We start from the raw sequence: 26,612 nt of genomic DNA on the forward strand, positions 1-26,612 counted from the left end.
ACCCGCCGAGCCTCGGCGTCGTCACCGGCGCGTGGTCGTGTCAGTAGGTGTGGTGCGGAGGTGGGTGAGGAGGACGTCGAAGACGGCGGCGAGGTGGTCGATGCGGCCGGTGGAGCGGAGTACCTGAACGCCGCCCTGGATGCCGGCGACGAAGGCGGCGGCCGTACGGTCGGGGTCCAGTTCGGGGCGGATCCGGCCGGCGGCCTGCATCGCCTCGATGCCCACCCGGATGTGCTGCTGCCACTGGGCGAGCAGCGCGCGCACTACCTCGGTGGCCCCCGGAGTGGTGGTGAGTTGACTCATCAGCGCACTCAGCGGGCAGTGCGAGCCCTGCGCCTGGTACCGGGCGAGCACCGCGTCGCGCCACCGGTGCCAGGCGGGCCAGGAGGTCAGCGCGCCGAGGTGCGGCTGCTGGTCGTCGAGCACCCGGTCGGCCTCGTGCTGCGCGACGGCGAGCAGCAGTTCCTCCTTGCCGCCGGGAAAGTAGTGGAACAGCTGCCCCTTGCTGGTACCGGTGATCGCGCGGACGTCGTCGAGGGTCATCTCCCCCGGCTCGGCGCTGTGCAGGTGTGCCGCCGCGCCGTCGATGATGCGTTGCCGGGTCGCGCGCCCCTTAGCGGTGATCGCCACCCGTCGAGGGTAACTCCGCTGGACCCAGCGGTCCAGAAACGACCCGGTCGGTACCGGAACCAGGCCGACGACGATCCGAATCTCCGCCCTCCAACCCGCGTCACGTTTGGACTGGCAGGTCCAAAATTGGCGGCCTAGCGTCCAGGTCATGACACCACGACTGCGGGGCCGGACGGCCCTGGTGACCGGGTCCACCAGCAACATCGGCCGCGCCATCGCGCTCGCGTTCGCCGCCCAGGGGGCGCACGTGGTGGTCTCCGGCCGGGACGAGACCCGCGGCGACGGGGTCGTCGCCGAGATCGAGCGCGCCGGTGGCCGGGCCGACTTCGTCCGCGCCGACCTGGACGGTACGGCGCAGGCCAGCCAGGCGCTCGCCGCCGAGGCGACCCGCCGGCTGGGCGGGCGGCTGGACGTCCTGGTCAACAACGCCGGCATCTACCCGCCCGGTACGACGCCGACGACCGACCCGGCCACCTTCGACCGGGTGTACGCGGTGAACGTCAAGGCGCCGTTCTTCCTGACTCAGGTGGTGGCGCCGGCGATGGTCGCCGCGGGCGGCGGCGTGATCGTCAACCTCGGCTCCTGGGTGGCGCGGCGCGGCCTGCCGATGGGCGCCCTGTACGCGTCGACGAAGGGCGCGATGGAGACGCTGACCCGCGCCTGGTCGGCGGAGTTCGGCGGCGGGGGCGTGCGGGTCAACGCGATCTCGCCGGGCGTCATCCGTGACCCGGCCCTGGACCCGTCGAGCCAGTTCGCCGGCGAGACGCTGATGCACGGCACCCCGGCCGGTACCGCCGGGCACCCGGACGCGATCGCCGCCGCCGCGGTGTACCTCGCGTCCGACGACGCCGCGTTCGTGCACGGCGCCGTGCTCGACGTCGACGGCGGCCGCACCGGCGTCACCACCACCGGCCGCTGACCGGACGGCCGCCGTGCCGGGCGCTGGTCGTCGGCCGGTCAGCGCCGGCCCTCGCCCGGCCCGGGGTGGCAGTGCGACCAGGCAGTCAGCGGTGCGGTGGCCTTCAGCACCATCTCGTCGAACTCGTCGGCCGGGTCGGAGTCCAGGACGATCGCGCCGCCGGCACCGACGTGCAGCTCGTCCCCGGCACGCACCGCGGTACGGATGACGATGCTCAGGTCCGCGCCACCGGTGAGGCCGAAGTAGCCGAGCGCGCCGGAGTAGACGCCGCGAGCGGCCGGTTCGAGCCGGTCCAGGATCTCCATGGTGCGCTGCTTCGGGGCTCCGGTCATCGAGCCGCCCGGGAAGCAGTGCCGCACGCAGTCGACCGCGTCGACCTCCGGCCGCAGCTGCCCGGACACCGTGGACACCAGCTGGTGCATCGTCTGGTACGACTCGACCGCGAGGTACCGGTCGACCGAGACCGAGCCGACCCGGCACACCTGGCCGAGGTCGTTGCGCAGCAGGTCGACGATCATCAGGTTCTCGGCCCGGGTCTTCGCGTCGCCGGCCAGCCGGGCGGCGAGTTCGGCGTCCCGGGCCGGATCGGGGTGGCGCGGGGCAGTGCCCTTGATCGGCCTGGTCTCGACCCGGCCGGCCGGCGTCACCCGCAAGAACCGCTCCGGCGACGAGCCGTACACGCAGACCCGGCCGATGCGCAGCAGCGCCGCGTACGGAGCCGGGTTGAGTCGCCGCAGCCGGCGGTACAGGGCGAGATCGTCGCCGTCGTAGCGCACCCGGGCGGCGTCGGTCAGGCAGATCTCGTAGCTCTCGCCGCGCCGAAGCTCGCGCTGGCACTCGCCGATCCGGTCCAGGTACGCCGCCCGGTCCAGCGCGAGATGCGGTACCGGATCGCACGCCGAACCGGCGGGTTCGTCGAGGGTGGCAGCAGGGGGCGCGTCGAGGCGCGCTGCCGCCAGGGCGGCGAGCCGGGCGCTGGTCGCGGTGACCCAGGCGCGGGCGGCGCCGTCGTCGTCGCGGTACAGGGCGATCAGGTGGGTGACGCCGCGCTCGTGGTCGACGGCGACGAGCCGGTCGGTGAAGATCCAGCAGGAGTCCGGCATCGGGGAACGGTGCGCGGCGGCGGCAGCGCAGTCGGCCTTCAGCTCGTAGCCGAACCAGCCGACGTACCCGCAGTCGAAGTCGAACGGCAGGCCGGCGTCCGCGACCCGCCGCCGCGCGAGCTGGCGGCGCAGCACGTCGAACACGGTGCCCGGCTCGAGCCGCGATCCGGCGGCGGACCGTACCGTCACTCCCGCGTCGCCGACCCGGTAGGTCAGCGCCTCCGCCAGCGGGCCGGACGCGTCGCCGAGGAACGAGAACCGGGACAGGCCCGGCTCGACCCGGCTGCTGTCCAGCCAGAAGCAGTCCGGCGAGCCGGCGAACAGCGTCTCGAACGCCGTCCCGGTGTCCACCGCCACCGGCAGCTCCGCCCGGTGCAGGCGCAGTCCCGCCGTACCCTGCAGCGGTCCGGCCACCTTGCCCGGCCCGGCGGAGGGACCGGGCGCAGCCGGGTACCCGACCGGCGCGGGGTGGACGGCCGAGCCGGACGGCCCGCTTCGCCGGCGGTGCCGCGGGGCGGCGGAGAGGTCGCGGAAGTTGGTCAGCAGCTCGCGGCCGAAGGTCGAGGCGACCGACTCCGGGTGGAACTGGACTCCCCAGCGCGGCCGGTCGCGGTGCCGGATCGCCATCACGACGCCGTCGTCCGCCCACGCGGTCGCGAGGTAGTCGGGTGGCAGCGGCTCGGCGACGCACAGCGAGTGGTAGCGGACCGCGACGAACTCCGCCGGTACGCCGGTGAACAGCTCGTCGCCGCGGTGGGTGATGCGGGCGAGCCGGCCGTGTTCCGGCCGCGGCGCCGGTTCTACGGTGCCGCCGGACAGCCAGGCGAGCGCCTGGTGGCCGAGGCACACGCCGAGCACCGGCAGGTCGGTACCGGCCAGCAGCGCGGGCACCAGTCCGAGGTCGCGGGCCACGGCGGGGTGTCCGGGGCCGGGCGAGACGACGATGTTGTCGAGGCCGGCGAGGTCCAGGGCGGCCAGCGCGTCGTCGTCGTTGGCGAGTACCAGCGGGTCGGCGCCGTTGACCTCGGCGAGCAGCTGAAACAGGTTGAACGTGTACGAGTCGTGGTTGTCGACCAACAGCGTGCGCACCACGACTCCCCGAGACCGACCGACTGGCGCAACGGCGCCGGGCGCACGACGGCGCGGCACCCAGTAGACGGTGACCGGTACGGGGCTGTCAACGTGCTGGTGGTCGCACCCGCAGCCGTACGACGCCGGCTGGGCGCGCTGCCGGTGGGGGCGGCGGTCCGCCGCCCCCACCGGAGTCCCGGCGCCGGGTCAGACGCGGTCGGCGACGATGAGCAGGTAGTGGAAGCTGCCCTCCCGGTACGCGGTGAGGAACGCCTCCTCGATGCCGGTGGCCACCGACGCCTGCTCGCGCAGCTCCCAGTACGGGATGGTGTGCGGGGTCAGGTCGACGACGGTGATGGGCACGAAGTTGTTGGCCGCCAACGCCTTGAAGTAGTCGCTGCGCGGGTGGATGTTGCAGATGTACTGCTCGTCGATCCGGCTCACCGCCTTCGACCGGCCGCCGGTCACGTCGTTGTAGCAGCCGGTGATGCACACGTACCGGCCGCCGTAGGACAGCAGCCGGGCGAACTCGGCGAACAGCGGGAACAGGTCGACGTACATGGTGGTCTCGTTGGTCCAGATCGCCTGCCGTGACCCGGTGTCGAAGCCGGTGTCGAGCATGTTGCGGAAGTGGTAGCGCACCTGGTCGTCGACGCCGCGCGCGGCGGCCTGCTTGTTGGCGAACTGCACCTGGTACTCCGAGATCGACACGCCGTCGACCGCGCAGCCGAACCGGTGGTTGGCCATGATGCTGGTGCCGCCGCGGCCGGAGCCGGCGTCCAGCAGCCGGTCGGCGGCCGAGATCGGGCCGAGGTGGTCGAGCAGCAGGTCGGCCTGCGCGGTCTCCAACCGGTGCAGTTCGGCGATGATCCGCTCGTCCCGGGTCGCGGCCGGCCCCTGCAGTACCGACGGGTCGTAGTCGCCGATGCCGTAGTGGTGGTGGAACAACCCGTCGATCTCGCCGAGGCGCAGGTTGACCGGGTCCTTGCGGTTGGTGTTCCAGTAGTTCGCGACCGACCGCTGGTACTCGGTGCGCAGCACCGTGGTCCCGGCCTGGCTGGTGGTGGTGGTCATCGTGTCGCTCCTGTCTGCTCGGTGGTCGGCGCCGCGTCGGCGCCGTGGTAGCGGGCGGTACTGGCGTGCCACTCGCGGCTGCCGCCCAGCCAGGCCCACAGCCCGGCGAGGAAGCGCCGCAGCGCCGGCGAGCCGGCCAGGCTCAGTACCGCCGCCTCGGACTCGAACGTGTGCATCAGCTCGTCGTGGATGGCCGCACTGCGCTCCACCGCTTCGGTGAGCGAGCAGTGCTGCTCGGCCGCCAGTACCCGGGGCAGGTTGGTGTCGGTGGGGTCCTCCTTCGCCATCGAGTACAGGTCGTTGACCAGCACGCTCGCGGTGCCGGCGAGGGTGAAGGCGCGCCGTACCCGCGGGTCGGCGAACTCGGCGGCCGGCAGTTCGTAGCCGGCGACCGGGTCGATGAGCACCATGCAGGGCAGGAAGCTGTTCTCGTGCCGGTGCAGCAGGTACTCCCACACCGGCGGCATCTGCTCGGTGGTGCGCCAGACGGCTTCCTGGTTGTACGCCACGAACATCACCGACAGCTCGTGCCGCAGCCGGGCCACCTGCGCCGCGGTCGCGTACCGGGACAGGTTGTCCAGGCTGTCGCGCAGCGCCACCATCACCGGGTCGCCGCGCCGATGCTCGTCCAGCTGGCTGGCGTACGGCTCGGGCAGGTGGGCCGGATCGATGGCGGTGTAGGCGATCGCGAGGCGCTGGCCGAGCCGCTCGGGTACCGCCTGCTCGGCCTCGCCGTCGACGTAGTGGTCGTCGACCGACCACTCGGCCAGCGCGCACTTGGCCGCGGCGAGCAGCCGGTCGGCGTCGTCGCTCTCCGGGTGCGCCAGCATGATCAGCCGGCCGAAGTCGCAGGCGGCGACCCGGTCGAGCTGGCCCGGGTAGATGCCCACCTCGCCGGCCCACTCGACCAGCCGCGCGTTGACCTCCTCCCCCAGCGCCCGGTCGTCGCGCAGCGCGGGCGGGCAGTACAGCTCGGGCACGCCGGGCGGCCCGGCCGCGCCGGTCGTGGCGGGCGGTGCCGGGGTCGGGATGCGCAGGGCGCTCGTGCCCAGCCCGGCCGGCAGCATCCAGTCCGCCGAGGCCGTCGGCGGCAACGGGGCCGGTGCCGGCGGCAGCGGGCCCGGCGTCGAGCCGGTCGATCCGGTCGAGCCGGCCGGCACCGGGTCCGTCGGCGCGGTCGGGCCGGCCGGGGTCGCGACCGCGTCGGGCAGGGTGCGCGGCGCCGGTCGGCCCACCGTGGACAGCAGGGCCAGTACCAGCCGGCTCGCCTCGCTGTCCGCCGGTGCCGCCGCGGTACGGGTCAGCAGGGTCACGGGATCCTCCTCGTCGGCGACACGGATCAGGCCGCGGGCGCGCCGAGCTCGGCGTCCTCCAGCACGCCGAGCGCGTCGGGTACCAGCACCGCGGCCGAGAAGTACGCGCTGACCAGGTAGCCGATGATCGCCTGCTCGTCGATGCCCATGAACCGCACGTTGAGCCCCGGCTCGTACTCCTCCGGGATCGACGCCGGGCGAAGCCCCACCACGCCTTGGTCCGCCTCACCGGTACGCATGGCGAGGATCGACGAGGTGTGGTGCTGCGACACCGGGATCTTGCCGCACGGGAAGATCGGCACGCCGCGCCAGGACGGCACCCGGTGCCCGTCCACCTCGACCGGGTCCGGGTAGATGCCGCGCTTGGTGCACTCCCGGCCGAACGCGGCGATCGCCTTGGGGTGGGCCAAAAACAGCCTGGTGCTGCGCCGCATGCACAGCAGCTCGTCCAGGTCGTCCGGGGTCGGCGGGCCGGTGCGGGTGCGGATGCGCTGCTTGAGGTCCGCCTGGTGCAGCAGCCCGAACTCGGCGTTGTTGACCAGCTCGTACTCCTGCCGTTCGCGCAGCGCCTCGATGGTCAGCCGCAGCTGCTGCTGCGTCTGGTTCATCGGGTCGTTGTACAGGTCGGCCACCCGGCTGTGCACCCGCAGCACCGTCTGCGCCACCGACAGCTCGTACTCCCGCGGCCGGGTCTCGTAGTCGGCGAACGTACCGGGCAGCGTCGCCTCGCCGGTGTGCCCGGACGACAGCTCGATGTCCGCCTCACCATGCTTGTTGTGCGGCAACGAGTCCCGCGCCCCGGCCGAGTCGGCGGCGAGGTGCTCGCGCAACGCCGGCGACGCGTCGGACAGTTGCGCGAACGCGGTCACCGGCAGGGTCAGTACGGTGCAGGCGGTCGCGGCCCGGGCGGTGAACTCCCAGATCGTGTCCGGCCGGGTCAGCGCCTCGGCGCCGAAGTAGTCGCCGTCGCCGAGCACGCCGAGCACCGCCTGGTCGCCGTACTTGCCGGTGCCGATCTTGGTGACCTTGCCGTGCGCGATCAGGAACACCGCCTCGGCCGGGTTGCCGAAGTCGGCGAGCACCTCGCCGGCGGAGTACTCGTGCTGCTCGCACCGCTGGGCCAGCGCCTGCAGCACCTCGTCGTCGTCGAAGCCGCGCAGCGCCGGCAGTTCGGTCAGCTCCCGCGGCACCACCTCGACCCGGGCGCCGACGTTGGAGAACGTCAGCCGGTTGTCGCCGACCACGTAGGTCAGCCGGCGGTTGACCCGGTAGGTACCGCTGGTGACGCCGATCCACGGCAGTCGCCGCTGCAGCCAGCGCGACGAGATGCCCTGCATCTGCGGTTCGGACTTGGTGGTGGTGGCGAGATTGCGGGCCGCCACCGTGCTGAGGCTGCGGGTGCGGTCCTCGTCGGTCTGTGCCTGCTCTGGCTGGATCGTCTCGGTCACGATCTCACACCGCCAATCGGTTCGTGGATGGACTGGGCCGTCACGGTTTCGGGCACACCGGACCGACGGAGCGGGCCCGGCCCGTCCGGTGCGATCGGCTCTGGTTCGCTTGCGGTACCGGCGATCCGCCGGTGCGGGTTCGCCGGTGGACGGTCAGCCGGCGAGGTGCACGGTCAGGTCGATCTTCTTCTCGTCCGGCCAGACCACGTCGACCGTGCCGGCGGCCCGGGCGTAGCTTCCGGTACCGCCGAGGATCGCGCCGGTGGACGTGCGCGGGTAGTCGCCGAACCGGTCGATCACCCGCTGGTAGTGGATGTCGCCGTCGGCCAGGTGCAGCACGATCATGCCGAACACCACCGGCTGGGCGGTGCTCTTGAGGTCCACCACCGCCGAGCTCGACCACGCGGTACCGGCGGCCTTTCCGTCGCCGTCGACCAGGTCGAAGGTGGCGATGTAGCCGATGCCCAGCGTCGGTGCGGCCGGCAGGGTGAGCTGGGTCCGGGTCGCGACCAGCGTGAGCGGGTCTGCCGCGGGTGATCCGGCCGCCCGCTCCCCCGGCCCGCCCGCGGGTCCGGTCGAGCCCGGCGGTGCGCCGAACGCCGGGCTCGACGCCGCGAGCGAGGCGCCGGCCAGCGGTGCCGCGACGGCGAGTCCGAGCGCGACTCGTCGGGTACTCATCGAAACCACCTCGATTCGTCAGGGGTACTGCCGGAACTTTCCGAGCACCTCGGTGAAGGCGTCCGGGCCGACACCGAGCGACCCGGCGTACGGGTGTCCCATCTGCTGCACCAGCCACAGCGTGAAGGCCAGCAGGCCGGCCACCGCCGCGCACATCAGGATCTGGTGCCGCAGCCGGCCGTACCCGAACGACAGGGTGAAGCCGACCGTGATCGCGCCGCCGGCGAGCAGCCCGACCCACATCACCGTCGGTACCGGCGAGTCGGCCCGGCTGGTGCGGTTGCGGCGGGCGTCGACGGTCTGGTCGACCGAGTCGAGGATCTGGGTCATCAGCACCTGGCCGCGGTAGTCCTGCGGGCGGTAACTGAGGATCACCACCCGCATCTGCGCCACGTCGGCGACCGCGCGCGAGCTGGTGGCGCCGTGCGCCATCGCCGGCCACTCCTCGGTGGCGACGGTCTCGGCGTACGAGCGGGCCAGGTCCTTGAGCTGGTCGCGTTGCGGTTGCGGCAGGGCGCGCGCGGTGAAGTAGATCGCCGAGACGTCGCTCGCCTCGGCCTGGCTGTAGTGCTGCGCGTCGTCGTTGGTCTGCCACACCTGTACCACGACGAAGGCCAGCAGCACCGCGTACAGCACGCCGACCATGTTGAAGATGGTGCTGGCGACCTCGTGGTCGAGGGTGCGCCGGTCGCCGGCCCAACGGTCGATGACGACCAGTACCAGGGCCACCGCGGCGACGGCCGCGGCGGTGACGAGCAGCCCGGACATCATCGACGACCCGCCCCCGTGGCGGGGGTCGCCGGGGCGCCGCCGGTACCGCCGCACTGACTGTCCACTGTGGACTTGTCGAACGCGCGGCGGTACCTGGCCATCACCCCACACCACCCATTCGCCGTCGTCTCAGCCTCGGGTTCCCGGCCACCGCGAGGATCACTCGTAGTAGCCGCCGATGACTTTAAGTAGCAGACGGATGGCGGGCAAGGAGTCTGTCAGTTTTGTTTTTTCTCCCGCAAATCACCACAAGTCGGAACTGGTGGAGTAGCGTGTTCCGCCCGGCGCCGGACGCACGGCGGTCGGCTCGAGACCGGGGTTCAGGCCTCGACCAGCGCGATCGCGAACCCGTCGTACCCCTTGGTACCGACCGTCTGCAGCGCCGTGGCAGACAGCCGTGGCTCCGCGGCCACCCGGGCGAGGAACTCGCGCACGCCCCGTACCCGGGGGTCGGCGTGCTCCGGCTCGATCACCGCACCGTCACGGATCACGTTGTCCGCCACCAGGACCGTGCCCGGTCGCGACAGCCGCAACGACCAGTCGAGGTAGCCGGGATAGTTGTCCTTGTCGGCGTCGATGAAGATCAGGTCGAACGGGCCGGCGCCGCCGGCGACCAGCTCCGGCAGCGTGTCCAGCGCCGCACCGACCACGACCTCCACCCGGTCGGCCAGCCCGGCCCGGGCGATGTTGCCGCGGGCCACCTCGGCGTGCCGCGGCTCGTACTCCAGGGTGGTCAGCCGGCCGCCCTCGGGCAGCGCGCGGGCCAGCCAGATCGTGCTGTAGCCGCCGAGCGTGCCGATCTCCAGGATCCGGCGGGCACCGCACATCCGGGCCAGCAGCTCCAGCAGCCGGCCCTGGTTCGGGGCGACCGCGATCTCGGGCAGTCCGGCCGCGCGCGAATCGGCCAGCGCCGCCGCGAGCGCCGGATCGGCCGGCACCAGCAGCTCACTGAGATAGTCGTCGACCGCATGCCATTTCTGTTCGCTCGTACCAGCCTGTTCGCTCATACCGGCGACGCTAGTACGGCCGCCGGATCGGCGCCGGTGGCTGCGTGGGTCGCGGCACCGAGCAGCGCGGCCGCCTCGCCGTCGGGCAGCACGACGACCGTGTCGACACCGAGCGCGGCGAGCAGCGGCGGCCCCACGATCGGCCAGGCGGCGGTGATCGAGCCGCCGAACACCACCACGTCCGGCCGGAACCCGACCAGCCACGGCGCCAGCGCGGCACCGAGCGCGGTCATCGCCGTGCGCACCGTCTCGGTGGCGATCTCGTCACCCGCCGCCGCCAGCGCGGTCAGCTCGCGCAGGCCGTCGACCTGCCGCCCGGTGCGCTGCGCGTACCGGGCGGTCATCGCTCGGGTGGAGGCGGTGTCCTCCAGCGGGCGACCGGCGATGGTCAGCCGGTCGGCGCGGCCCTCCGGCGGCACCAGCGGACCGTCCTCGACGACCCGGTCACCGTCCAGGAACGCCGATCCGACACCGGTACCGAGGGTGAACGCGGCGAGCCGACCGGCGTCCGGCGCCTGCAACCGGCGGGCACCGAGCGCGAACGCCGACGCGTCGTTGAGGAACCGCAACCGGTCCGGCCGCACGCCGAGCCGCTCGGCGAGTCGGTCGCCGACCGGTACGTCGCGCAGCGAGGCGAACTTGCCGACGCCGCGGTAGCGCGCGATGCCGGTGGCGTAGTCGAACGGCCCCGGTACGGCAAGGCCCCACCGGTCGGCGAGCCGGCCCGGGCAGCGATCGACCAGTTCGCCTGCGGTGGCGGCGATCGCGGCGAGCAGCGTGTCGGCGTCCGCGGCCGGGTCCAGCCCGGCCCGGCACCGGCTGCCGGCGACGACGGTACCGGCGGCCAGGTCCACCGCCGCGGCCGTCACGTGCGACCCGCCGACCTCGACCGCCGGCCGGTACTCCGCTGCCGGCCCGGCGGCGCGGCCGTCGGTCGGCCCGGTGCCGGCGGCGCTCGGTGCGGTGCCGCGGTGCGCGGTCATCGCGGCTGCCCCGCCGTCACCCGAGCCGGCCGCGGCCGCTGCTGCGTCGAGTAGTCGACCAGCGTGGTCGGCACGGTCACCCGACGGGACCGGTGCTGCGCCACCGGGTCGGACCCGGCGAGCTGGTCGAACAGCAGCGTGGCGGCCGACCGGCCGATCTCGATCGGGTCGTAGGAGACGACGGTCAGCGGCAGGTGCAACACGTCGGCGAGCTCCACATCGTCGAATCCGGCCAGTTCCACCCGCGGCGCCTCGGCGTCGCGGAACCGCAGCGCGCGCAGCGCACCCACGGTGTTGCGGTTGTTCGCGGTCAGCAGCGCGGTCGGCGGTTCCGACTGGTCGATCAGCTCGTGCGCGGCCGCCTCTATGGTGTCCACGTCGCCGCGCAGCCGCCGCACGTACCGCTCGTCGACCTCGATGCCCGCCTCGTCCAGCGCGAACGCGTACCCGCGGAACCGCTCCGAGCCGGTCCACAGCGCGGCGGGCAGGCCGAGGAAGCCGATCCGGCGGTGGCCGTGCTCGATCAGCCGGCGACAGGCGTCCCGGGTACCGCCGAAGTCGTCGACCAGCACGCAGTCGACGTCGGCGCCCATCGGCGGGCTGGCCGCGAGCACCACCGGGGTACCCCGCCGCTGCACCGCGCCGAGATGACCGTGCTCGTGCCCGGCCGGTACCACCACCAGGCCGTCCACCCCGCGCTCCAGCAGGTCGTCGACGACCTCGTGCTCGGAGTCCGGGTCGGCGCCGGTCGAGCCGAGCATCACCCGGGCGCCGTAGCGCACCGCGACCTGCTCGACCCCGACCGCCAGCTGCGAGTAGAACGGGTTGCCGAGGTTGGTGACCAGCAGGCCGATCAGCTCGTGCGGGCCGCCGGAGCGCAGCCCGCGGGCGAGCTTGTTCGGCCGGTAGCCGAGCGCCGCGACCTCGGCGAGCACCCGTTCCCGCGTCGCCGCGCCGATGCCCGGCCGACCGCGCAGCGCGCGCGAGACGGTCATCGGGCTCACGCCCAGCCGTTCGGCCACGTCCCGCATCGTCAGCCCGGTCTCCGGACCCGACCCCGAGGACCTCACGACCGGCCCTCCCGCGTCGGAACGCCCATGCGGCACCGCGCCACGCAACGCCGATGACTCGTTCGCCGGCGCGCGCTCATGGTTTGCTCGTTGCCCTCATGACACCATCGCCTTCACCAACCGGACCCGGTCCGTACCGGGGTTGTGCACCTGATAGCTGCCGACACTTGCCGGAATCGCCAGCGTTTCAGCGTAGTTCAAGCGGTGCTCGTCCCCGGCGGCGGTGCTGATCAGCACGGCATCGCCATCGACGACGGTGAGCACGTGGAACCTGTCGTCGGTGTGCTGCGGGCCGGTACCGCCCGGTTCGACCACGATCCGCCGGACCTGGAAGAACATCTCGGGCAGCGCGCCGATCAGCTCTTCGCACCAGCCGTCGCCGGCCGCCAGCTCCCGCGGCTGCTGGACCAGCTGGTCGGCCACGGCGGTGCCGGAGCGGGCCGGGTCGAGGTTGCGGAACGCGTGCTCGACGTGCACCGCCCGCTGCTTCCCGGCGGCATCGCGGCGCAGCCAGTCGTAGAACCGCAGCGAGTACAGGTACGGGGTGGCGCTGACCTCCAGCACCACGTTGCCCTCGCCGCTGCCGTGCGGGGTACCGGCGGGCACCAGGTACAGCTGGCCGGCCCGCGCCGGGAACGTCTGCACGTACCGCTCGATGTCGAAGCCGACGCCGTGCGCGTCGGCCTCGTGCGCGGCGTGGTGGAACTGGTCGAGGTCGGCGTCACCGCGCAGGCCGAGGAACACCTTGCTCTGCTCGCCGGCGACCATCAGGTAGTAGCTCTCGTGCTGGGTGTACGGCCAGCCGAACAGCTCGCGCATGGTCTCCGGCTGCGGGTGGCAGTGCACCGACAGGTTCCCGCCGCCGACGGTGTCGAGGTAGTCGAACCGGATCGGGAACGAGGTACCGAACAGCTCGTGCACGCCCGCGCCGAGCACCTCGGTCGGGGCGAGGCCGACGACGAGCTGGAACGGGATCTCCACGCAGGTCGTGGCGTCGTCGCCGAGCAGCACGCCGCTCTCCGGCGCGATCAGCTCGTAGCCCAGCGCGGTGTTGGCCCGATCCGGGTTGTGGCCGAGTTCCCGCTGGCCCCAGTGGCCGCCCCACGGCGTGCTGTTGAACGTCGGCCGGGTCCGGAACGGCGTACCGGCGAGCTTCCGCGCGGTCGCCCGCACCGCGGCGCCGCCGACCGACGTCACCGCTTCGGTATCGGTAACGTCGACCCACCGGTCGATCCGGCCGGCGAGCGCGTCGCGGTGCCGGTCCAGCAGCGGCCAGTCGATGTAGAACAGCCGGCGGGTGCTGGTCGGCTGCTCGACGGGCGCGCCGAGGTGCCGGCCGTGACCGGCGGCGACGGCCGCCTCCTGGTAGCGCTTGGGTATCTCGGCCCACCACAGCACGTCGGCGTCGGCCAGCCCGGCACCCGGCCCGTACAGCACCGTCAGCCCGTCGCCGGTGGAGTCGGCGAGCCGGGCCAGGGCGGCCGGGTCGAGCAGGTCGCCGAGGGTACCGCCGGCGAGCCGGGCGAAGTCCGGATCGTGTTGCAGCTGGGCGGTTTCGGTCCGTTCGAGCACCTCCGGCCAGGGCCGGGCGGTGGTGCGCACATCGGCCAGCTCGACGGTGCGGCCGGCCTCGGCCAGCGCCGCGGCCAGTTCCTTCGCCACCGCCGCCCAGTTCAGCGCCGCCGGGCCGTCGAGCGCGAGAACATGGGCGGTGGCGGGCACGGTGGCCGCGGCGGCGGCCCACCCGGCGGCGACGGTGTCACCGTGCACCGGGTAGTGCGGGGCGGGCTCGTACTGCCGGGTCCGCGGACGCCGTTGTTCCGTGTCCATCTCACCAACCTCACCGCGGTAACGGGCGATCAGCTATCGCAAACGTTACCTCTTGTTAAATGACCAGTCCACGCGTACGTTATCGATAACTTAGCAGCCCGGGGCTCCCGGTACGAGGAGGGCACGGCGTGCAAACGAGCGACACAGGACACTCGGTCACCCGGCGGACGGTGCTGGCCTCGGCGCTGGCCGGCGCGGTCGGGCTGGCCGCCGCGGGCTGTGCCCGGGGTACCCAGACCCGGCCCGCCCCGGGTGACGTGGTCTCGTTGTTCAACGACAACCCGACCTGGGCACCCGGCTACGCCGCGGCCGGGAAGGCGTTGCACCAACTGGTCGGCTACCGGCTGTCGGCCCGGGCCTCGCCGGACACCAGCAGCTACCAGCAGATCGTGCGGATGTCCGCGCAGACCGACTCGACCACCGACCTGATCAAGTGGTGGAACGGCTACCGGCTGCAGGACATCGCCCGCTCCGGCATCCTGCAGGACGTGTCGTCGGCCTGGAACCTCGCCGCGCGCAACGGCTGGTCGAACGACAAGGAACTGCGCGACTCGTTCAGCTATCAGGGCAAGCAGTACGGCGTCCCGCTGTACAAGTCGTACTGGGCGGTCTTCTACAACAAGCCGCTGTTCGCCAAGCTGAAGCTCGACGTACCGACCGACTGGGACGAGTTCCGGCGGGTCGTCGCGGCCCTCAAGGCCAAGCGCATCACGCCGATCGCGTCCGGCGGCGCCACCACGTTCGAGTCGCTGACCTGGTTCCAGCAGCTGGTCAACGGGCTGGACCACCAGTTCTACCTGGACCTGACCGCCGGCAAGGCGTCGTACACCGATCCGGTGTGCCGGCAGGCGATGAAGCTGTGGATCGAGCTGTTCGCGGCCGGCGCGTTCTCCGCGCCGGACTTCAACACCGCGACGGTGCCCGCCCAGTTCGCCCAGGGCAAGATGGCGATGCACCTGTACGGCAGCTGGAACACCGGCGCCTACCTCTCCAACGGCGTCAAGGATGCCAACCTCGGCCTGTTCCTGCTCCCGCCGCCGCCCGGCGGCAACAACTCGGTGGTGGTCGAGTCCGGCGTGCTGTCGGTGTCGAAGAAGGCGCACAAGCTCGGCGCCGCCCGCAAGGTCGCCGACGCCTGGCTCGACCCGTCGGTACAGCGGGCCTGGACCGACTTCCTGAAGGACACCTCCGCCGACCCCGGCGTGGTGCCGAAGGTCGGCGCGATCACCGAGCTCGCCGCCACGGTGCGCCAGCAGAAGCCGACCCAGGCCATCCGGTACTGGGAGGCGTCCCCGCCGGTGCTGATCGAGGGCAACGTGCAGGACCTGAGCGCCTTCATGATCAACCCGACCGCGGCGAACGCGTCCCGCACGCTGTCGTCCATGCAGCGTCGCGCCGACAAGGAATGGAAGGTGTGGCGCTCGTGACGACGACGGAGAAGCTGCCGGTCGCGACGCGGTCGGGGGCGGACCAGCCGCGGCGGGGCTTCCGCTGGCGGCGGGCGCTCTGGGTCGGCGGGTTCCTGCTGCCGGCGGTGGCGCTGATCGTGGTGCTGCTGGTGGTGCCGTTCCTGGTCACCGCGTACCGCAGCCTGTTCGACGACAACGGGGTCAGCTCCCGGTTCATCGGGCTGGCCAACTACGTCGCGCTGTTCACCGACCCCGACTTCGGCCGGTCGCTGCTCAACACCGTGTTCTGGGTGATCGGCACGCTGGTGCTGCCGGTACTGCTCGGGCTGCTGATCGCGGTGCTGACCAACTCGGTGCGGTGGGGCTCGGTCGCCCGCACCGTCGTGGTCATCCCGTACGCGCTGTCCGGCTCGGCCACCGCGCTGCTGTGGACGTTCCTGCTGCAGTCCGACGGCGCGATCAACCAGACGCTGGCCTCGATCGGACTCGGTGGGCTGCAACAGGAGTGGCTGCTGCACTGGCCGCTGAACACCGTGGTGATGATCCTCGCGACGACCTGGCAGGCCACCGGCGCGTCGATGATCCTGTTCCTGGTCGGGCTGCAGACGATCCCGCCGGAGACGCTGGAGGCGGCCAAGCTCGACGGCGCGACCGGGTTCCGGCTGTTCTGGAGCATCATCGTCCCGCAGCTGCGGCCGATGACGATCGTGGTGGTCGGCATGTCGATCGTCAACAGCCTCAAGACGTTCGACATCGTCTGGCTGCTGACCCGGGGCGGTCCCGGCACCGCGTCGGAGACGCTCGCGCTGACCATGTACCGCGAGACGTTCACGCTCAGCCGCTACGGGTACGGCGCGGCCGTGTCCGTGGTGCTCACCATCGTCGTACTCGCCGCCTCCTGGCTCTACCTGCGTCGCCAGGCGACGCAGCGGTGAAGGGGAATCCGATGGCATCACGCATCGTGCGCAACGTGTTGGTCGTGCTGGTCTCGGTGGTGTGGCTGGTACCGACCTGGCTGGTGGTGGTGAACGCGTTCACCCCGTCGGCGCAGTACACCGGGTCGCCGCGCTGGTGGTTCGCCTCCGCCGACATCGCGACCAACATCAGGACGGCGTTCAGTACCGCCGGGGTCGGCCAGGGCATGCTCAACACGCTGATCTACGCGGCGCTCGGCGCGGCGATCGCGGTCCTGATCTCGGCGCTGGCCGGGTTCGCGGTGACGGTGATGCCGGTGAAGCGGCCGGCGATCTGGTTCTGGGGCATCTACATCGGCACCGTGCTGCCGCTGCAGACGTTCCTGTCCCCGCTGTTCACCGGCTACGCGAAGACCGGACTGTACGACACGCAGTACGGCATGCTGCTGATCTACGTGGCGATGACGATCCCGTTCGCGTTCTTCGTCAACCGCAACTTCCTGATGACGGTGCCGCGGGAGCTCGCCGAGGCGGCGCAGCTGGACGGCGCGAACTGGCTGCGGATGTTCGTCCGGGTGCACCTGCCGCTGGCCCGCAGCGCGCTGCTCGCCACGTTCGTGTTCCAGTTCACCTGGATCTGGAACGACCTGCTGTTCGGCATCACGCTGTCGCTGAGCCCGAACGTACGGCCGGTAATGGCCACGCTCGCCGACCTGTCCGGCAGCTACGGTACGGCCGGTCCGCCGGTGATCCTGGCCGGCGCGCTCGTCGCGTCGATCCCGACCGTCCTGCTGTTCTTCGTCTTCCAACGCTTCTTCGTCAACAGCCTGCGGCTGACATCCTGAACGTCGGCCGTAACCAGCACGATCACCACATCGGTTCGAGGGGGACATTCCACATGACGACGCGCGCCCTGGTGGCCGACCGACCCTGGTCGACCGAGAAGGCCCGGGCCGGCACCGTCGGGCTGGCCGTCGCGGCCACCGCGAGCCTCGGCGGTACCGAGCTGCGAGCGATGCCGGAGCACCTGGTGCGGCGCGGTCCGGACGGCCCGCAGCGCGCGCTGCGGGTGCTGATCGCCGGTGCCGCCGCCGATCCGGCGCAGTGGCGGTTCGACGTCGAGGTGGCCGGCCGTGGCCGGGTGCCGGTCGAGGTGCTGCCGGCGACCGGCGGCGCCCGGCTGCTGCTGCCGGCGGAGGCCGAGACCCGCAACGTCCGGATCGAGGCGAGCCGCGCGGGCGGCGCCGACCAGACCGCGACGCTGGAGTTCCCGCTGCCGCCGGCCCGGGACTGGACCATCCACCTGGTGCACCACTCGCACCTGGACATCGGGTACACCGACCCGCAGGGCACGGTGCTCAACGAGCACGTCGCGTTCCTCGACTCGTGCCTGGACCTGACCCGGACCACCGACGGCTGGCCGGACGACGCGAAGTTCCGCTGGGCGGTGGAGTCGCTGTGGTCGTTCGAGCAGTGGGTGGCCGCCCGCCCGCCGGAGCGCATCGCCGAGTTCCTGGAGCGGGTGCGGGCCGGGCAGATCGAGCTGACCGCGATGCCGTACAACCTGCACACCGACACCTGCTCGACCGAGGAGCTGCACGAGCTGCTGCGGCTGGCCCGTACCGTGCGGGAGAAGTACGGCGTGTCGTTCCGCTCGGCGATGCAGACCGACGTGCCCGGCACGGTCGCCGGGCTGCCGGACGCGCTGGCGCAGCTGGACGTGAAGTACCTGTCGGTGGCGCACAACTGGGCCGGCCGGTCGGTGCCGAACGTCAACGGCGGGCACAAGCTGCCGCGGCTGTTCCGGTGGCGCTCGCCGGCCGGCAACGAGCTGCTGGTGTGGATGACCGACAGCCCGCACGGCCTGGCCTACATGGAGGGCCCGGTGCTCGGCTTCGACACCTCGTACGAGATGGTCGACGACCTGCTGCCGGCCTACCTGACCTCGCTGTCGACCAACCCGTACCCGTTCCCGCCGGGGATGTTCGGCTGGCACGGGCCCGCGGTGACCGACCGCGAGCCGTACCCGCACGACATCCTGCACCTGCGGGTGCAGGGGCACTTCGGCGACAACGCGCCGCCGCGGCTGATCCTGGCCGAGACGGTCAAGCGGTGGAACGAGACCTGGGACAGCCCGCGGCTGCGGCTGTCCACCAACGCCGACTTCTTCGCCGACGCGCAGCAGCGGCTCGGTGACTCGATCCCGGTGTTCGAGGGCGACTGGGGCGACTGGTGGGTCGAGGGCGTCGGCTCCGGCGCCCGGCCGCAGGCGATGGTCCGCCGCGCGCAGGCCACGGTGACCGCCGCGCAGAGCCTGTACGGGCTGGCCGCGCTGCTGGATCCGGCCGCCCGCGACGCGAAGCACGCCGCGGACGCGCAGGCCGGCGCGAGCCAGGTGTACTCGTCGGTGTCGCTGTTCAACGAGCACACCTGGGGCGCGGCCGACCCGTGGACACACGGCGACGAGGGCATGCAGTCCGGCGAGCAGCAGTGGCACTGGAAGTACGGCCACGCGCTGCACGGCGAGCACGACTCCGAGGTGTACCTGGACCACGCGTCCGCCGCGCTCGGTGCGGTGCTGCCGCCGGAACGATCGGCCGACCTGTCGTTCTGGGCGGTGAACACGGCGCCGGCCACCCGCACCGCGCCGGTGCGCTGCTTCGTCCGGGAGTCCCGGATCCCGCTCGACCGGCCGCTGACCGTGGTCGACGCCCGTACCGGCGCCAAGCTGGAGGCGCTGGTCGAGCCGCAGGTCAACCCGGTGCACCGGGACGCCGGGCGGTGGGTCTCGGTCGAGGTCGCCGACATTCCGCCGTACGGGCTGGTCCGGCTCGACGTGACCGCCGGGCCGGCCGACCAGGACACCTCGACGCAGGCCGGCGAGCTGCACATCAGCGCGGCCGGGGCGGGGCCGCACGGCTCGGTACCGCTGCCGACCGAGGACGACGTGACGCTGGAGAACGAGCACCTGCGCGTGGTGGTCGACCTGACCCGGGCGTGCGTGTCGAGCCTGGTGGCGAAGGCGACCGGGCGCGAGCTGGTCGACCCGGACGCGGTGGTCGGCTTCAACGGCTACGTGTACGACACGTACACCACCGCCGGCGGCTACAACCACCAGGCGAACAAGACGGCGGTCAGCCCGGAGCTGGAGCTGCTCGGGTCGCGGTCGCTGGCCCGCCCGGCGGTCCTGGTGGAGCGGGTCGACGACGCGCTCGGCCAGCGGCTGACCTACGAGTACGCGGCGGACGGGGTGCGCACCGCGCGGACCACGATCCGGCTGGGCCGCAACGCCTCGCACGTCGAGTTCGACAACCGGTTCGACAAGCCGACCACGATGACCAAGGAGAGCGCGTACCTGGCGTTCCCGTTCGCCGTGACCGACCCGACCGTGCACTACGAGATCACCGGCGCGCTGACCGGTGACGGCATCGAGCACGTACCCGGTGCGCCGCAGCACATGCGCGCGGTCCGGTCGTTCGTCTCGGTGTCCGATGTGGACGGTCCGGTCGCCTGGGTGACCCGGGACGCGCCGCTGGTGGAACCGGAGACGATCCCGCTGCCGTACGCGCCGTTCCCGGACTCGACCGCGCCGCGGCAGCCCGGCACGATCTACTCGTGGGTGCACAACAACCTGTGGGACACCAACTTCCCGTCCGAGCAGGCGTTCGACACGGTGTTCCGGTACGCGGTGGGCGTGCCCCGGGCCGGCGAGGACGTCGAGGCCGACGTGCTGGCGCTGCGCACCGCGTACGAGGTCGACCGGCCGCTGGTGGGTGTCGTCGCGCACGGCACCGGCGAGCGGGCCGCCGAGCTGTCCCTGCTGTCGGTCGACGACCCGCGGGTCACCGTGCTCGACGCGGTGCCGGTCGCCACCGACGACGGCACCGACATCCTGGTCCGGCTCCAGTCGTACGCGCCGGCCGCGACCACGGTGCGGCTGCGCTGCGCCGTACCGGTGGCCGCGGCGTCGCTGGCCACCCTGCTCGGTGACCCGACCGGTACCGCCGAGGTGGACGGTGCCGAGGTGGTCCTGCCGGTACCGCGGCTGGGCAGCGTCGCCGTGCGCCTGCGGCTGGCCGACGCGGCCGGCGGGCGGTGACCGTGGTCGATCGGTCCTGACCACCCCCAACCCCCCGAGGGTGTCCGCCACGCTCCACCCCCGTGCGTTGCGGGCACCCCAGGGCCGGCCGGTAGCCCACGCGCCGGCCGGCCCGTGTCGTTCGCCGACGGCGGATGTTGGCCGGATCGGCCCCGCCGGGCCGGTACGGGTGCCAGTATCGGCGGTGAGGCGCCCGCGGCGGGTGCTTCGCAGCCATGCCCGGCCGGCCGGTCACCGGACGAAAGAGGCGATCGATGACGCAGGCGGACGACGACCCGGACGCGCGGCAGAGCGACGAGGTCTCCGACGACGGTGTGCTGGACACCGACGAGACGCTGCTGTCCGACCAGCCGTCCGACGACCCGCTCGACACCGGCATCGAACCGCCCGACCACTGGTCCGAGGTCAACCGGTTCGGCATGACGCCGGCCGAGGAGCGCCGCGGCGAGTCGCTGGACCAACTGCTGTCCGAGGAGGAGCCGGACGTGGCGCCGGACGCGGTCGACGACCGCTGGGCCGACGGCCCCGACCCGCGGTCCGGCCGGTTGCGCGACGCCGGCGAGGAGATGATCGGTGTCGACGTCGGCATCGACTACGGTGCCGCGAGCGCCGAGGAGGCGGCGGTGCACTGGGTCGATGAGGACACCGACCGGGCCGCCGTGCAGGACGACGCCGACGAGTACGAGACGCTGCCCGACGCGGTTCGCAACACCGAACTGGATCAGCAGCGCGACCGCGACCCGGACCCGAACGACCCGTACCGCCCCTGACCCGCGCCGCCCCCGACCCGCGCCGGTGGCCGTCCACGTTCGGGACGAACATCGCATACGTGTGCGATGATCTCCCGTCATGAGCGCACCCCAGCAGCCCGTCGCCGGCGCACCGGTCCCCGGCTGTCCGCCGCCCACCCCGACACGGCGCGGCACCAACACCCGGCTGGTGGTGTTGCTCGCGGTCGGCGGCGGCGTGCTCGCGGCGGGTGTGGTGCTCGCCGTGGTGCTCGCCGGTCTGCACCTCGTCGACGCGAAGCACGCCACCGCGTCGGCAGGCGCCGGTGACCCCGGGCCGATGCTCGCGGTGTGGCAGACGGCGGACGCCACTCCCGCCGAGCACCGCCGGATCCAGCAGACCGCGCAACGGAGCCGTCAGGTGCAGTCCGTGGAGTTCGTCACGGCGGACGCGGCGACGCGACCCGGCACCGCCGTCCCGGAACGGCTGCGACCGCCCGCCGGTACCGACTTCTTCGAGCTCCGGCTGCGCAGCCGGGCCGCGATCGACGAGCTGCGCGGTGTGTTCGCCACGCTGCCCGGCGTCCGCGCGGTCCGCAGCACGCCCTGACCTCGTTAGTACGGCTAACGTCCGGGTTAGGGTGAGCCGGTGGACAACGATCCCGCGCGGCTGCCCGAACGGCTGCGGACCATGCCCAGCCGGCTGCTCGCCCAGGCGGGCGGGTACGCGCAGCGCACCTCGGCCGACGCGCTCGCCGCGTTCGGGTTGCGCCAGCACCACTACGCGCTGCTCGCGGCGCTGACCGAGTTCGGCCCGGCGAGCCAGTCCGCGCTCAGCGACCGCACCGGCATCTACCGCAGCGATCTGGTCGGCGCGCTCAACGAGCTCACCGAGCGCGGCCTCGTCGCCCGCTCCCCCGACCCGGACGACCGGCGCCGCAACGTGGTGAACATCAGCACCGCCGGCCGGCAGCAGCTGCGCCGGCTCGACACCGCGCTGCGGCGCGCGCAGGAGCAGCTGCTGGCACCGCTGTCCGGGCCGGACCGGCAACGACTGCTCGACCTGCTCGACCGCCTGCTCGCCGGCCGCGACCACTGACGGCCCGCTCGGCCCGGCCCGCGCGGCTCACCCTTCGGCCACCCGCGACCGCGGTGCGGGGTCGTACCGCGGGCGTGGTGAGGCGGTTCACGTCCGCGGGTGCGGCCGGAGCCGATACGGTCGACCGGGTGGACCGACGTGCGCTGGTGTTGGTCGCCGTGCTGCTGTCCACGGTGACGTTCCCGCTGACCATCACCGGAGCGTCGGTGGCGCTGCCCGACATCCGTACCGACCTCGGCGCCGGGCTGGCCGGCACCCAGTGGGTGGTCAACGGGTACAACGCGACGTTCGCCGCGTTCCTGGTGGTGACCGGCTCGCTCGCCGACCTGCTCGGCCGCCGCCGGGTCTACCTGACCGGCCTCGCGCTGTACGTGGCGACCGGGGTGGCGAGCGCGCTGGCCGGCAACGTGCTGCTGCTCGACGCGGTACGCCTGCTCGGCGGGGTCGGCGCCGCCGCGGCGGTCACCGGCGGCGCGGCGCTGCTGTCCGCGGCGTTCCCCGGCCCGGCCCGCTCGCGCGCGTTCGGCCTGCTCGGCACGATGCTCGGTGCCGGGCTCGCCTTCGGCCCCTCGATCGGCGGGCTGCTCGTGGCGCACCTGGGCTGGCGCGCCGTCTTCGCGGTACCGGCCGGGATCGCCACCTGCGCGCTGCTGCTCGCGCTCGCCATCCCGCGCCCGGCGCAACAGCCGCCGACCCGGCGGATCGACTGGGCCGGCGGCGCGCTGTTCACCGGCGCGCTGCTGACCGTCATCGCGGTACTGGTCGAGTCGCCGGACGCCGGCTTCGGCAACCCGGTGGTGATCGCCGGCTGGGTGCTCGCCGCGGCGCTCGGGGTCGGCTTCGTCGCGGTGGAGCGCCGCGCCGACGCCCCGGTCGTCGAGTTGCGGCTGCTCACCAACCCGCGCTTCGCCTCGTACGCGACCGCCGCCGCCACCCTGGTGATCGTGCTGGTGCCGCTGCTGGTGTACCTGCCGTCCTACCTGATCTCGGTGACCGGGGTCGGCGCCGGTACGGCTGGGCTGTGGCTGCTGCTGCTCACCGGCCCGACGGTACTGCTGCCGACGGTCAGCGGGCTGGTCGCGCGGTGGGTGCCGACGGTGGCGATCGCGGTCGGCGCGATCGTGGTCTGCGGGGTGGGCGCCCTGCTGGTGAGCCGGATCGGTCCGCACACCGGGCCGGCCGGGCTCGCCGCGCCGCTGATCCTGGTCGGCGCCGGTACCGGGCTGACCCAGGGGCTGCTGGACGGCCGCGCGATCGACACCGTGCGGCCGGAGGCGGCGGGCGCCGCGTCCGGGCTGTTCCAGACCTCCCGGCTGGCGTCCGAGACGATCGGGATCGCGGTGGTCGGCGCGATCCTGGCCGCGCTGTCCGGTGACCGGCTCGCCGGTGCGGGCTACACCCGCGCGCTGCACGTGGTCGGTGTGGTGCTCGCCGGCGTGTGCGTGGCCGGCGCGACCGGGGTGCTGGCGCTGTCCCGCCGCCGGGCCCCGATCCCCAGCGGCGCAACCCAGACCTCACGGTGCTGAGGCCACCTGCGCCGGAGCCGAGCGGCGGGCCACCTGCGACGGCCACCAGCTCGCCCGGCCGAGCAGCGTCAACAGCGCCGGCAGTACGAACAGCCGGACCACCACCGCATCCACCAGCACCGCCACCGCCAGCCCGAAGCCGATCTGCTTGACCTCCAGCAGGTGCAGGAAGACGAAACTGGCGAACACGGAGACCATCACCACCGCCGCGCTGGTGATGACACCGGCGGAGGAGGTGATGCCGCGTTCGACCGCGGCACGGGTCGACAGGCCCGACTCGACCGCCTCCCGGATCCGGCTGACCGCGAAGATCTGGTAATCCATCGACAGCCCGAACAGCACCACGAACAGAAACAGCGGTACCCGGGCGCTGACGAAACCCGTCGAGGTGAAGTCGAGCAGCCGTTCCGCCCAGTGGTGCTGGAAGGTCAGCGTCAGCGCGCCGAACGCGGCCGCCGCCGACAGCAGGTTCAGCAGCACCGCGACGACGCCGACGGCCACCGACCGGAACGTCAGCACCATCACCACGAACGTCATCAGCAGTACCAGGGCGACCACGAGCGGGGTCTTCGCGGTCTGGCTCGCGACGTAGTCGGTGTTGTGCGCGACGTCGCCGGACACCGCGAAGCGGGCGCCGTGGATGCCGGCCAGCTCGGCCGGCAGCAGGGCACGCAACCGGGTCAGCGACCGGTCGGCCACCGCGGACGTCGGGTCGTACGGGATGTGCAGGGTCAGCGTCTGCACCCGGTGGTTCGGCGAGATCTCGTACGCCGGCTCGGTGACGCCGCCGAAGGCGGGATCGGACCGGGCCCGGTCGGCGAGGCGCCCCAGCGCGGCGCGTACCGCCGAAGCCTGGTCCGGGGCGGCGCGCACCACGACCAGGTGGGCACCGGTCTGGGCCGGGAATGCCCGGACCAACCGGTGGTACGTGGCGACGGCCGGGATCTGCGCCGAGAAGGTGCGGCTACCCGGTTCGTTGAGTGTCATGGTCAACGCCGGCGCAGCCAGTGCGAGTACCGCGCCGACTGCGACGACCAGGGTCGGCACCGGGTGCCGGGTCGCCGGGCGCAGCAGCCGCGCCGACCACCGGCCGGTGCCGTGAGCCGACCACCGGCCCACCAGCGGTACCCGCGGGGTGTCGACCCGCGGGCCGAGGCTCGCCAGCAGGGCCGGCAGCACCGTCACCGAGCTGGCCATCGCCACCAGCACGACCACGATCGCCGCGGTGGCCAGCGAGGAGAAGATGATGTCCCCGGCGACGTACAGGCAGGCGGTGCAGGCGACGACACCGAGCGCGGACACCACGATCGCCCGGCCAGAGGTCGCCGCGGCGAGCCGCACCGCGGTGGTGTGGTCCAGGGCGCCGCCGAGTCGCCGGCGTTCCTCGCGTTCCCGCTTCAGGTAGAACAGCGAGTAGTCGACCCCGACGGCCATTCCCATCAGGATGATGACCTCGGTACCGACACCGGCGTCCGGCACCAGGTGGGAGAACATCATCGACAGGCCGACGGAGGCGGCGATCGAGGTCAGTGCGAGCACCAGCGGTACGCCGGCGGCCAGTACCGCCCCGAACACCACCAGCAGGATGGCCAGCGTGACCGGCAGGGTGATCTCCTCGGACAGCGCGAGGTCGGCGCCGCGCTGTGCGTCGTTGCCGGCGCCGATCGACGAGTCCCCGGTCTGCGCGATGCGCAACGCTGGATGGGCCTGCCGCGCAGCCCGGGTGGCCGCGGTCAGCGCCGGCAGACTGTCGCGTACCGCGAGCTTGTCGCCGGTGAGCTGGGCGGTGACCAGCACCGCGGTGCGGTCGTCGGACAGCGTCGGCGCCGCCACGTGGTCCACCGCGGGCAGTGCGGCCAGCCGGGTGCCGACATCGCGGCCGGCGGCGAGCGCGGCGGGCGCGTCCAGTCGGCCGGACCGGGCGGTGATCAGCACGCGCTCGATGGCCCGTACCGGCAGCCCGCCGTCCGCGGCCATCGCCTCGGCCACACCGGCCTCACCGACCCGGTAGTCGGCGCTGTTGGCGGCCCGGTCGCCGACCAGGCTGCCGATCGCCAGGCACAGCACGACGAACGCGAGCCAGCCCGTGATCGCGCGCCAGGGGTGGCGAGCGCTCGCCGTCGCCAGCCGTACGGTGATCCGCCGGTCGTCGGTTCCGCGCATCCGTTCGCTCACCCGGACCAGCCTGGCGGAACGGACGCCGCGACACACTGGTGCGTTCCGGCCGGCGCCGGGTACGGCCAGCCCCACAGCACCCGGTCGGGCCAGCCCCACCGCTGTCTCCGTTGGCCCGACGGCGATTCGGCCGCGGCCGTCAGTGCTGGGTGCGCAGCGCGGTGATCAGCCGGTCGAGGTCGGCGCGGCCGGGGCGGGTCGCGGCGTAGACGCCGCGGCGGGGCGCGTCGCGCAGCGCGAGCAGCCGGACGTCGGGCCGCAGCGCCGGTCCGATGCTGCGCGGCACCAGCGCGACACCGTGCCCGGCCGCGACCAGCGCCACCTTGATCATCAGTGCGCCGACGCTGCGGTCGACGCGCAGCCTCAGGTCGTACCGGGCGGCGAGCTGGTGCAGCAGCGCCTCCGAGCCGGCGTTGTCCTCGATCCAGTACTCGTCGGCAAGGTCGGCGATGCTCACCCGTCGGCGCCGCGCCAGCCGGTGGTCGTCGGGTACCACGACGCTCATCGGGTCGGCGAACAGGTGGCGCAGCGACACGTCCCGCCGGGCCGGCAGCCCTGGCGGCGCGTCGGTGACCACGGCGAGGTCGAGCTCGCCGCCGGCGACGCGGTCGATCAGCCGGTCGGTCGAGTCGGTCAGCATCGTCCAGGACGGCGGGTCGGGCACCCGCCGCAACGCGCCCGGCACCAGCGCCATCGCGGCCGACTGGACGGCGCCGACGCTGACGTGCGGCGCCGGGCCGGGCGCGGCGGCCGCGCGGGCGGCGC

The 26,612-nt window shown here is 73.0% G+C and carries 22 protein-coding genes; 9 read left to right on the forward strand and 13 right to left on the reverse strand.

The genetic code is table 11. The features are described 5' to 3' along the window. Positions 1-21 precede the first annotated feature (21 nt). A complete protein-coding gene (locus NUM_RS12815; protein WP_225918530.1) occupies positions 22-630 on the reverse strand; it encodes a TetR/AcrR family transcriptional regulator in 609 nt (202 codons plus the stop codon). Between the two features lie 148 nt (positions 631-778). Here NUM_RS12815 and NUM_RS12820 point away from each other — a divergent pair, with 148 nt between their 5' ends. Then, the gene (locus NUM_RS12820; protein ID WP_207125047.1) at positions 779-1,549 is read left to right on the forward strand and encodes an SDR family NAD(P)-dependent oxidoreductase; all 771 of its coding nucleotides are present in this window, start codon (positions 779-781) and stop codon (positions 1,547-1,549) included. Positions 1,550-1,587: 38 nt separating this feature from the next. On the opposite strand, the gene pabB is transcribed toward NUM_RS12820, so the two are convergent. The 10 genes from pabB to NUM_RS12870 all read right to left on the reverse strand — a co-directional run bounded on the left by pabB (position 1,588) and on the right by NUM_RS12870 (position 13,897). Beyond that, complete coding sequence (pabB, locus tag NUM_RS12825; protein WP_225918531.1) at positions 1,588-3,741, reverse strand: aminodeoxychorismate synthase component I; 2,154 nt, start codon at positions 3,739-3,741, stop codon at positions 1,588-1,590. 189 nt (positions 3,742-3,930) lie between these two features. Then, positions 3,931-4,797 (reverse strand): geranyl diphosphate 2-C-methyltransferase, encoded by an 867-nt coding sequence (locus tag NUM_RS12830; RefSeq protein ID WP_207125049.1) that lies wholly within the window; start codon positions 4,795-4,797, stop codon positions 3,931-3,933. After that, the gene (locus NUM_RS12835; protein WP_225918532.1) at positions 4,794-6,110 is read right to left on the reverse strand and encodes a family 2 encapsulin nanocompartment cargo protein terpene cyclase; all 1,317 of its coding nucleotides are present in this window, start codon (positions 6,108-6,110) and stop codon (positions 4,794-4,796) included. The genes NUM_RS12830 and NUM_RS12835 overlap by 4 nt, the downstream gene beginning before the upstream one ends. Positions 6,111-6,136: 26 nt before the next feature. Then, positions 6,137-7,558: a family 2B encapsulin nanocompartment shell protein gene (locus NUM_RS12840; protein ID WP_225918533.1), complete on the reverse strand. Its 1,422-nt coding sequence runs from the start codon at positions 7,556-7,558 to the stop codon at positions 6,137-6,139. 153 nt (positions 7,559-7,711) lie between these two features. Continuing rightward, positions 7,712-8,236 carry a hypothetical protein gene (locus NUM_RS12845; RefSeq protein WP_207125050.1) on the reverse strand — a complete coding sequence of 175 codons (525 nt, stop codon included), beginning with the start codon at positions 8,234-8,236 and terminating at the stop codon, positions 7,712-7,714. Positions 8,237-8,254: 18 nt separating this feature from the next. Next, positions 8,255-9,007 (reverse strand): bestrophin-like domain, encoded by a 753-nt coding sequence (locus NUM_RS12850; RefSeq protein WP_207125051.1) that lies wholly within the window; start codon positions 9,005-9,007, stop codon positions 8,255-8,257. A gap of 320 nt (positions 9,008-9,327) precedes the next feature. Next, a complete protein-coding gene (locus NUM_RS12855) occupies positions 9,328-10,014 on the reverse strand; it encodes an O-methyltransferase (protein WP_207125052.1) in 687 nt (228 codons plus the stop codon). Further along, positions 10,011-10,997 (reverse strand): ROK family protein, encoded by a 987-nt coding sequence (locus tag NUM_RS12860; RefSeq protein ID WP_207125053.1) that lies wholly within the window; start codon positions 10,995-10,997, stop codon positions 10,011-10,013. Before NUM_RS12860 ends, NUM_RS12855 begins: the two co-directional genes overlap by 4 nt. Then, positions 10,994-12,019 carry a LacI family DNA-binding transcriptional regulator gene (locus tag NUM_RS12865; protein ID WP_207125054.1) on the reverse strand — a complete coding sequence of 342 codons (1,026 nt, stop codon included), beginning with the start codon at positions 12,017-12,019 and terminating at the stop codon, positions 10,994-10,996. Before NUM_RS12865 ends, NUM_RS12860 begins: the two co-directional genes overlap by 4 nt. 144 nt (positions 12,020-12,163) lie before the next feature. Continuing rightward, a complete protein-coding gene (locus tag NUM_RS12870; RefSeq protein WP_207125055.1) occupies positions 12,164-13,897 on the reverse strand; it encodes a class I mannose-6-phosphate isomerase in 1,734 nt (577 codons plus the stop codon). 128 nt (positions 13,898-14,025) lie between these two features. Between NUM_RS12870 and NUM_RS12875 the strand changes: the two genes are divergently transcribed. From NUM_RS12875 to NUM_RS12910, 8 genes are all read left to right on the forward strand, one after another. After that, positions 14,026-15,324 carry an ABC transporter substrate-binding protein gene (locus NUM_RS12875; protein ID WP_207125056.1) on the forward strand — a complete coding sequence of 433 codons (1,299 nt, stop codon included), beginning with the start codon at positions 14,026-14,028 and terminating at the stop codon, positions 15,322-15,324. Beyond that, a complete protein-coding gene (locus NUM_RS12880; RefSeq protein ID WP_207125057.1) occupies positions 15,321-16,241 on the forward strand; it encodes a carbohydrate ABC transporter permease in 921 nt (306 codons plus the stop codon). Before NUM_RS12875 ends, NUM_RS12880 begins: the two co-directional genes overlap by 4 nt. 11 nt (positions 16,242-16,252) lie before the next feature. Then, positions 16,253-17,065: a carbohydrate ABC transporter permease gene (locus tag NUM_RS12885; RefSeq protein WP_207125058.1), complete on the forward strand. Its 813-nt coding sequence runs from the start codon at positions 16,253-16,255 to the stop codon at positions 17,063-17,065. 53 nt (positions 17,066-17,118) lie between these two features. Next, positions 17,119-20,319 (forward strand): glycoside hydrolase family 38 N-terminal domain-containing protein, encoded by a 3,201-nt coding sequence (locus NUM_RS12890; protein ID WP_207125059.1) that lies wholly within the window; start codon positions 17,119-17,121, stop codon positions 20,317-20,319. A 254-nt stretch (positions 20,320-20,573) separates the two neighbouring features. Continuing rightward, positions 20,574-21,089 carry a DUF5709 domain-containing protein gene (locus NUM_RS12895; RefSeq protein WP_207125060.1) on the forward strand — a complete coding sequence of 172 codons (516 nt, stop codon included), beginning with the start codon at positions 20,574-20,576 and terminating at the stop codon, positions 21,087-21,089. A 79-nt stretch (positions 21,090-21,168) separates the two neighbouring features. Continuing rightward, positions 21,169-21,657 (forward strand): hypothetical protein, encoded by a 489-nt coding sequence (locus NUM_RS12900; protein ID WP_207125061.1) that lies wholly within the window; start codon positions 21,169-21,171, stop codon positions 21,655-21,657. Between the two features lie 39 nt (positions 21,658-21,696). Beyond that, positions 21,697-22,146 carry a MarR family winged helix-turn-helix transcriptional regulator gene (locus NUM_RS12905; protein ID WP_207125062.1) on the forward strand — a complete coding sequence of 150 codons (450 nt, stop codon included), beginning with the start codon at positions 21,697-21,699 and terminating at the stop codon, positions 22,144-22,146. A 128-nt stretch (positions 22,147-22,274) separates the two neighbouring features. Next, positions 22,275-23,672 (forward strand): MFS transporter, encoded by a 1,398-nt coding sequence (locus NUM_RS12910; protein ID WP_207125063.1) that lies wholly within the window; start codon positions 22,275-22,277, stop codon positions 23,670-23,672. Here NUM_RS12910 and NUM_RS12915 read toward each other — a convergent pair. Further along, positions 23,661-25,847, reverse strand: coding sequence for an MMPL family transporter (locus NUM_RS12915; protein WP_225918534.1), 2,187 nt, complete (start codon positions 25,845-25,847; stop codon positions 23,661-23,663). The two genes, NUM_RS12910 and NUM_RS12915, sit on opposite strands and share 12 nt — an antisense overlap. A gap of 139 nt (positions 25,848-25,986) precedes the next feature. After that, a partial coding sequence (locus tag NUM_RS12920) for a LysR substrate-binding domain-containing protein (RefSeq protein ID WP_263975121.1) occupies positions 25,987-26,612 on the reverse strand: 626 nt, incomplete at its 5' end.

The organism is Actinocatenispora comari (assembly GCF_017312725.1).
Lineage (GTDB): Bacteria > Actinomycetota > Actinomycetes > Mycobacteriales > Micromonosporaceae > Actinocatenispora > Actinocatenispora comari.